Source organism: Niveispirillum sp. GW835-FHT14G11 (genome assembly GCF_058793615.1).
The window spans coordinates 21,669-27,775 of the sequence record NZ_JBXAFZ010000017.1 but is presented as its reverse complement, the minus strand read 5'-3'; the positions used below and the strand labels follow the sequence as shown (position 1 = coordinate 27,775).

Annotated in this window: 6 protein-coding genes; 3 read left to right on the top strand and 3 right to left on the bottom strand. The window is 67.3% G+C overall.

The genetic code is table 11. The features are described 5' to 3' along the window. Positions 1 to 238: 238 nt before the first annotated feature. Positions 239 to 928, top strand: coding sequence for a glutathione binding-like protein (locus tag AC1Q7F_RS26055; protein ID WP_492511473.1), 690 nt, complete (start codon positions 239 to 241; stop codon positions 926 to 928). A gap of 6 nt (positions 929 to 934) precedes the next feature. Here AC1Q7F_RS26055 and AC1Q7F_RS26050 read toward each other — a convergent pair whose 3' ends face one another. Together AC1Q7F_RS26050 and AC1Q7F_RS26045 are read right to left on the bottom strand one after the other, a co-directional pair. Continuing rightward, positions 935 to 1,318 (bottom strand): DUF488 domain-containing protein, encoded by a 384-nt coding sequence (locus tag AC1Q7F_RS26050; protein WP_492511472.1) that lies wholly within the window; start codon positions 1,316 to 1,318, stop codon positions 935 to 937. Further along, the gene (locus AC1Q7F_RS26045) at positions 1,315 to 1,797 is read right to left on the bottom strand and encodes a PaaI family thioesterase (RefSeq protein ID WP_492511471.1); all 483 of its coding nucleotides are present in this window, start codon (positions 1,795 to 1,797) and stop codon (positions 1,315 to 1,317) included. The genes AC1Q7F_RS26050 and AC1Q7F_RS26045 overlap by 4 nt, the downstream gene beginning before the upstream one ends. A gap of 44 nt (positions 1,798 to 1,841) precedes the next feature. Between AC1Q7F_RS26045 and AC1Q7F_RS26040 the strand changes: the two genes are divergently transcribed. After that, a complete protein-coding gene (locus AC1Q7F_RS26040) occupies positions 1,842 to 2,300 on the top strand; it encodes a MarR family winged helix-turn-helix transcriptional regulator (protein ID WP_492511470.1) in 459 nt (152 codons plus the stop codon). A 2-nt stretch (positions 2,301 to 2,302) separates the two neighbouring features. Here the strand turns inward: AC1Q7F_RS26040 and AC1Q7F_RS26035 are convergent, their stop codons facing one another. After that, entirely contained in the window at positions 2,303 to 4,390 is a 2,088-nt protein-coding gene (locus AC1Q7F_RS26035; protein ID WP_492511469.1) for a ComEC/Rec2 family competence protein, read from the bottom strand. Between the two features lie 212 nt (positions 4,391 to 4,602). On the opposite strand from AC1Q7F_RS26035, the gene gltX reads away from it, so the two are divergent. Beyond that, positions 4,603 to 6,006: a glutamate--tRNA ligase gene (gene gltX, locus AC1Q7F_RS26030; protein WP_492511468.1), complete on the top strand. Its 1,404-nt coding sequence runs from the start codon at positions 4,603 to 4,605 to the stop codon at positions 6,004 to 6,006. Positions 6,007 to 6,107 lie beyond the last annotated feature (101 nt).

Below are 6,107 nucleotides of genomic sequence, written 5' to 3'. Positions count from 1 at the left end.
CCCTCCCCCCCCCCCCCCCCCCCCCCCCCCCCCCCCCCCCCCCCCCCCCCCCCCCCCCCCCCCGCGGTCGTGTCTGGGCAAGGGTCGCAGCCGTTTGCGCGCGTGTTGGCCACAAGCTTATCCACAGATCCTGGGGAGATCACCCGGGCACCTGTGAGCAGCCTCACTTTCCCCGCCGCTTCTTTGCCGATAGGGTTGCCACATCTTCGCCAACCCATCGTTGCAAGGATCACCGACGATGACCATCCAGCTCCACGCCTGGCCCACGCCCAATGGCTTCAAGGTCTCCATCGCCCTTGAGGAGATGGGCCTTCCCTATGATGTGCATGCCGTGAATATCGGGGCCGGCGACCAGTTCCAGCCCGATTTCCTGAAAATCGCCCCCAACAACCGCATGCCCGCCATCGTCGATCCCGACGGACCGGAGGGCAAGCCGCTGAGCCTGTTCGAAAGCGGTGCGATCCTGATCTATCTCGCCGAAAAGACCGGCCAGTTCCGGCCCAAGGACCCCGCCATCTGGTACACCCATATCCAATGGCTGATGTGGCAGATGGGCGGTGTGGGCCCGATGTTCGGGCAGGCCGGGCATTTCATCCTCTATGCTCCCGAAAAGGTGCCCTATGGGATCGAGCGATATCGCAATGAGTCCAAGCGCCTGCTGAAGGTGGCCAATACCCGCCTGGGCGAGGCCGCCTATCTGGGCGGTGATGATTACGGCATCGCCGACATGGCGACGTTCCCCTGGGTCCGCAATGCGCCCAAGTACGATATCGATCTGAACGACTATCCCCACGTCCAGCGCTGGTTCAACGCCATCGCCGCCCGCCCTGCGGTGCAGCGCGGCCTGGCCCTGCTGGCCGACAAGGTGAAGCCCGCCGGCACCCCGCTGACCGACAAGGAACGCGAGAACCTGTACGGCAAGAAGTAAGTGGTTTCAGGGCGATGCGGTTATGGCTGCATCGCCCGCCCGCAGAATGTCGGCCAGGGCGGTTGCGTTGTTATGCACCTCGTCCTTGGCAGCATGGAGCAGGGTGACCGGCCCCTTCAGCGCCAGGTCACGCAACCGCTCCAGCGCGTCGCGCCCCGCACCGTCCGCCAGTTCGGCCGCGTAAGCTGGCGGGAACAGGTGCCAGTTGGCCGGGTCGCCATGCGTGCGCTTGCGCAGGGCATGGCTGGGCGCCACCTCCTTCAGCCACAGGTCGATCCCGGCCTTTTCCCGCGCGATGCCGCGCGGCCACAGCGCATCGACCAACACGCGCAACCCATCCTCATCGGCGGGTGCGGCATAGACCCGCTTAACCCTGATGAGCCCGGTCATTTCGGGCCCAGCACGATGAGGGTGGACGTACCGTGGGCCAGCACCTTGCCATCGGCCGACAGGACCCGCGCCTCCGTGGTGATGATCTGCCGGCCCTGCGACACCACCCAGGCCTCCGCCCGCACCGGCCCCGCCATCATCGGTATGGGGCGGGTGAAATTGCCCTTGGTCTCCACCGTCGTATAGCCCAGACCGGCCGGCAGGACGCTTTGCGCCGCACAGCCGGCGGCACTGTCGATCAGGGTCAGGGCCCAGCCGCCATGCACCATGCCCATCGGGTTGGCCATATGCATTCCCGGTTCGCCAATGAACGCGGCCCGTCCCTCCCCCACCTCCGCCAGCCAGAAATGCATGGTGCGGGCGATGGGCGGTTGTGGCAGGCGACCATCGATGATGCGTTCCAGCACCTCCCGACCCGTCAAGCCCGCAACCTGTTCCGGCGTGGCCAGCCCATAGTGCCAATCATCCAGCATGCCCATGGTTATGCCTTTCATTGTATCTACAATTATTGTATATACAAGAAATGAACCGACCTGACAAGACCAACCGCTTCACATTGCGCACCGACGCGGCGGAAGCCTTCACCACCGACATCGCCGCCCAGGCCCGCCTGACGGCGCGCCGGCTGACCCGCCATCTGGACCAGGCGCTGGAGCCGCTGAACATGGGTGCGGCACAGTTCGGGTTGCTGTGCCTGGTGGCGTCGGCCGATGACGATCATCTGTCGGCCCTGGCCCTGCGGGCGGGACTGGACCCGTCCACCCTGACCCGCAACCTGGAGGGGCTGGCGCGCCAGGGCTGGGTGGAGGTAACCAGCCAGGGACAGGACCGACGCCGCCGCGCCGCCTGGCTGACGGAAACGGGGGCGCGGGTGCTGGCGGCTGCGATCCCGCTTTGGCGGCGGGCGCAGGGGGAGTTGCCGCCGGAGCTGGCGGGTTTGGCAGCGGACATGGAGGCAGGCACTGAACGGCTGACGGACTGAGCCTATTCCCAGGGCCGGGCGCCGGCCGCCACCCGCACCGTTTCCACGCCGATCCCATCCGTGCGCAGGTAAAGCGCATGCGCACCCCTATCCGCCAATTGTCCAGCACCGATAACCAGCGGCACGGCACAACCCGCCACGGGCCAGCGGGCAACCAACGCGTCGGCGCCCGAGGCACAGGCACCTGGCAGGGCCGCCTCGATCAGAGCGATGGCAACGCGGCGGCCGTTCAGGCTGTAGATGCAGACATCCGCGCCGGTGCAGGCCACACGACCATCCTTGGTCCCCGCCTTGGGCCAGCGGACCGGCGGGTCCGGCAGGCCATCGCGCTGGGCCCATTCGTCACTGTCGAAGCGGCCGGCTATACGGGTGGAGACAGCAAGCAAGCCATCGGCCATGCGCACGCCCACGACCTTGCCCGTCGCATTGATGCGCAGGTCCGGCCGGGGCGTCAGCGGCAGGAACATCAGCCCCACGATCACCCCCGCCACCCCCAGCAGCCGCACCCGCCCCTGCCATAGACAGAGCCACAGGCCGGACAGGGTGAAGACCACCAGACCGGCGGCCGGCAGCAGCGGCAGGGTGATGGCGGCCCCCGGCATGTCCGCCACCCAATGCGCCGTCCACAGGATCGCTTCTGCCCCCCAGCCCATGGCTGTCAGCGCCCAGCCCTCCCAGCCCAACGGCATCAGCAGATAGGCGGCCAGACCCCAGGGCATCACCCAGAAGCTGGTGACCGGCACGGCGATCATGTTGGCCAGCAGGCCGTAATTCGACATCTGCTGGAAATGGTGCAGGCCGAAGGGAATGGTGGCCAGGCCCGCCACCAGGGAGGTCAGGGACAGGCTGCCGACATAGGTCAGACCGCGACCGAGAAGCCCCTGCCCCCCTTCCCGCCGCCGCGCCGCCATCCAGGGCGTCACCGCCTCGAACGCGGCGATCAGGGCGATGACGGCAGCGAACGACATCTGGAAGCTGGGCCCCACCATGCTTTCGGGCTGTACCAGGATCACCACCAGCGCCGCCAGCGCCACCACGCGCATGGAAAACGGGTTGCGGTCCACCAGCACCGCCAGCAGCATCACGCCGGTCATCAGCACCGACCGCTGCGTCGGCACGGGCGCCCCCACCATCAGCATGTAAAAGAAGGAGGCCCCCAGCGCCGCCACCGCCGCATATTTCTTGATCGGGTGGCGCAGCGCGAAGGCCGGCCACAGCGCCATGCACCCGCGCAACAGGAAGAACACCAGCCCCGCCACCATGGCGATATGCAGGCCGGAGATGGAGAGCAGGTGCTGCAGCCCCGATTGCCGCATGGCCACCATATCCTCCTCCGGAATGGCGCCGGGCTGGCCGTTCAGCAGGGCCGCGACCATTCCGGCCACAGCCGGATCGGGCAGCCGCGCCGCCGCCCGGTCGGCAATCACCTGCCGCCAATGTTCCAGGGAAAAGTCATCCGCTGGCGCCAGCGACAGCCGCTTGGCCGCGCCCAGGGCGAAGCCGGTGCCACCGATACCCTGGAAATAGAGATGGCGGCGCAGGTCGAAGGCGCCCGGTTCGGCCGGATCGCCCGCCGGCCCGACCTGGGCGAAGACACGCACGCGCTCGCCGATGGCGGGCAGCACCTGCCTGTTACGCAGCGAAATCCGCACCCGGCCCGGCGTGTCGGCGGGGGGCAGGCCACGGATGGAGAGATCGACCAGGACCAGACGCTGGCCGCTTTCCAGCCGGTCGATCCGTTCCACCCGGCCCGTCACGCCCGTCGGCCCCATCTCCGTCCGCATCAGCGGGGTCGCCACCAGGGCTGTGCGGGCCTGCGCGGCGGCGAAGCCCAGCGGCAGGGCCAGCAATAATATCCAGGCGACCAGCCCCCATTGCGGATGCCGCACCTGGACCAGGATGGATGCCAGCAGCGCCAGGACCAGTGCCACCGGCCCGACCCAGGCGGCCGGTTCCCGGTCCAGGGCGAAATAGAGGCCGATGCCGACCCCGGTCAGCACGGGAAACCACAGCACCCAGCGGCCGCTTTCTGCCAGCAGGCCCGCGGCCAGCCAGGACAGCCCCGTCCAACGCGCCAGCCCCGCCCTCATCCAAGCCGCCATCCCTCGTGATGATCACCTACAAGTAGATGAAAACCAGAATGGTTTCACGCATTTGTTTCTGTCGGGCCGACACCCCCTCCTCACCCACGACTTTTCGCGGGGGGAGCCACCCCGGCCCGGCGCTGTTCAGGGCCGGCGGCGCTGTGCTACATCAGCCTGCAAACAATCATTCTCCCGTATGGGACCATAAGAGTTTCGCGATGATCGTCACCCGTTTCGCCCCTTCGCCCACCGGTTACCTGCATATCGGCGGCGGTCGCACGGCCCTGTTCAATTGGCTGTTTGCCAAGCACCACCAGGGCAAGTTCCTGCTGCGGATCGAGGATACGGACCGCGCGCGGTCTACCGATGCCGCCGTGGACGCCATCCTGGAAGGGCTGAAATGGCTGGGCCTGGAATGGGACGGCGAGGCGGTGAGCCAGTTCGCCCGCAAGGATCGCCATGCCGCGGTGGTGGACGAGATGCTGGCCAACGGCACGGCCTATCGCTGCTATTGCACGCCGGAAGAGCTGGACGCGATGCGCGAGGCGCAGAAGGCCGCCGGCCAGCAGCCGCGCTATGATGGCCGCTGGCGCGACCGCGATCCGTCCGAGGCGCCCGCCGGTGTAGCCCCCGCCATCCGCCTGAAGGCCCCCCGCGAGGGCGAGACCCTGGTCAAGGATCATGTGCAGGGTGAAGTGCGGGTGCAGAACAGCCAGCTGGATGACCTGATCCTGCTGCGTTCCGACGGCACGCCCACCTATCTGCTGGCCGTGGTGGTGGATGACCACGACATGGCGGTCACCCATGTCGTGCGCGGCGACGACCATCTGACCAACACGTTCCGTCAGCTGCAGATCTATAACGCCATGGGCTGGACGGCGCCGGAATTCGCGCATATTCCGTTGATCCACGGGCCGGACGGGGCCAAGCTGTCCAAGCGCCATGGCGCGCTCGGCATTGAGGCCTATCGCGACATGGGCTTCCTGCCGGAGACCATGCGCAACTACCTGCTCCGCCTGGGCTGGGGCCATGGCGATGCCGAGATCATCTCCACCGACCAGGCCATCGACTGGTTCACGCTGGAGGGCATCGGCCGCTCGCCCTCGCGCCTGGACTTCGCCAAGATGGAGAACCTGAACGCACATTATATCCGCGAGGCCGATGATGCGCGGCTGGTGGCGCTGACCGCCCCCTTCATCGAGGCCAAGATCGGCCGTGCGTTGAGTGATGTGGAGAAGGACCGGTTCCAGCGCTCCATTCCCGGCTTCAAGCCGCGGGTGAAGACGCTGCTGGAACTGGCTGACGGTGCGCTCTACCTGTTTGCCAGCCGCCCACTGGCCCTGGACGAGAAGGCTGCCGCCTTGCTGACCCCGGACGTGCGCGGGCAGGTCGCGGCCCTGGCCGGGCGGTTCGCCGGTGCGGCGGAATGGACCGCCGGCATGCTGGAAGGCATCGTGCGCGACTTCGCCGAAGCCAACGGCCTGAAGCTGGGCAAGGTGGCCCAGCCGCTGCGCGCCGCCCTGACCGGAACCACGGTTTCCCCGCCGATTTTCGAGGTCGCGGAAATTCTCGGACGGGATGAGAGTTTGTCGCGTTTAGAAGATGTCAAAAACCATGGTTAAAACAGTGCTGTTGCGTTGCACTCGCTGCGGCGCGGCACTAAACTCCGCCCCGCATTCAAAGATGGGGCGCTGACCCCTAACGAAAACCCTTGAGGACGTGC

Bases quoted from the DNA above. Each gene is read 5' to 3' on its own strand.
- AC1Q7F_RS26045 (WP_492511471.1), bottom strand. From the start codon at position 1,797: ATGGGCATGCTGGATGATTGGCACTATGGGCTGGCCACGCCGGAACAG.
- AC1Q7F_RS26040 (WP_492511470.1), top strand. From the start codon at position 1,842: ATGAACCGACCTGACAAGACCAACCGCTTCACATTGCGCACCGACGCG.
- AC1Q7F_RS26035 (WP_492511469.1), bottom strand. From the start codon at position 4,390: ATGAGGGCGGGGCTGGCGCGTTGGACGGGGCTGTCCTGGCTGGCCGCG.
- AC1Q7F_RS26055 (WP_492511473.1), top strand. From the start codon at position 239: ATGACCATCCAGCTCCACGCCTGGCCCACGCCCAATGGCTTCAAGGTC.
- AC1Q7F_RS26050 (WP_492511472.1), bottom strand. From the start codon at position 1,318: ATGACCGGGCTCATCAGGGTTAAGCGGGTCTATGCCGCACCCGCCGAT.
- gltX (WP_492511468.1), top strand. From the start codon at position 4,603: ATGATCGTCACCCGTTTCGCCCCTTCGCCCACCGGTTACCTGCATATC.